Below are 1,201 nucleotides of genomic sequence, written 5' to 3' on the forward strand. Positions count from 1 at the left end.
GAAGAAGCCGCGTCCTCGCCGCTCGTTCACGCCGGAGTTCAAAGCCGAGATCGTCGAGCTGTGCCGGCGCGGTGACCGCTCGGTCGGGCAGGTGGCCAAGGACTTCGACCTGACCGAGACCGCAGTGCGCCAATGGATCCGCCAGGCCGAGGTCGACGCCGGTCAGCGGGACGGGCTGGCCAGTAGCGAACGCCAGGAACTGGAGGCGTTGCGCCGGGAGAACCGGCGGCTGCGCGAGGACGTCGACGTCCTCAAGCGAGCGACAGCTTTCTTCGCCAAGGAGACCCGGTGAACGTGCACCCGTTCATCGAGGCGGAGAAGCAGGGCGGTCACAGCGTCAAGCGGGCGTGTGAGCTGCTGGGAGTCTCCCGTGCCGCCTTCTACGCCCGCCGCTGTGGCGTGCCAGGGCCCCGCGCGATGCGCGATGCGGAGCTGGCCGAGCGCATCGCCGAGGTGCACGCGCGCTCACGAGGCAGCTACGGCGCGCCGCGCGTCCATGCGCAACTGCAGCAGGACGGGCGGCGGTGCGGGAGGCGGCGAGTGGCCCGGCTGATGCGTGCGCTCGGCCTGGCGGGACGGTATCGGCGCCGCCGGCGGCAGACCACCATCCCCGACCCGAGCGCCGACACCCGGCCGGACCTGATCGTCCGAGACTTCACACCCGATGCGGCAGCCATCGATACCCGCTGGTGCGGCGACATCACGTATATCCCGACGGAGGAGGGCTGGTTGTATCTGGCCACCGTCATCGACATCGCCTCGCGCCGGGTGGTGGGCTGGGCGACGGCCGATCACCTGCGCACCGACCTGGTCGCCGAGGCCCTGCGCCAGGCTTGTGCACGCCGCCGCCCCACCAAGCCGGTGATCTTTCATTCGGACAGGGGCTGTCAGTACACCAGCGCCGCCTACGCCGCCCTGGCTGAACGGCTTGGGGTGCGGCTGTCGGTCGGACGCACGGGCCAATGCTGGGACAACGCGCTTGCCGAGTCGTTCTTCGCCACCATCAAGGGCGAGCTTCTCGACGCCCAGCCCTGGCCCACCCGCGCGGCCGCCCGCAGCGCGATCTTCGAGTTCATCGAGGGCTGGTACAACCTGCACCGCTTGCACAGCAGCCTGGGCTACCGTAGCCCCGCCGACTACGAGGCTGCCGCAGCAGCCTGAACACCACAACGATGGTGTCCGTCAAAGCGGAACAAGCTCA

General features: G+C 69.8%; 1 protein-coding gene. It reads left to right on the forward strand.

Annotated elements, in window-relative coordinates; all coding sequences use genetic code 11:
* Positions 1 to 49: 49 nt before the first annotated feature.
* A protein-coding gene (locus AB0J46_RS51940) for an IS3 family transposase (protein ID WP_364344959.1) occupies positions 50 to 1,161 on the forward strand; the annotation gives its coding sequence in 2 pieces (ribosomal slippage) (positions 50 to 257 and positions 257 to 1,161; 1,113 coding nt in all).
* Positions 1,162 to 1,201: the final 40 nt, after the last annotated feature.

This window comes from Nonomuraea sp. NPDC049758, from assembly GCF_040674635.1.
In the GTDB taxonomy this organism is placed as follows: domain Bacteria; phylum Actinomycetota; class Actinomycetes; order Streptosporangiales; family Streptosporangiaceae; genus Nonomuraea.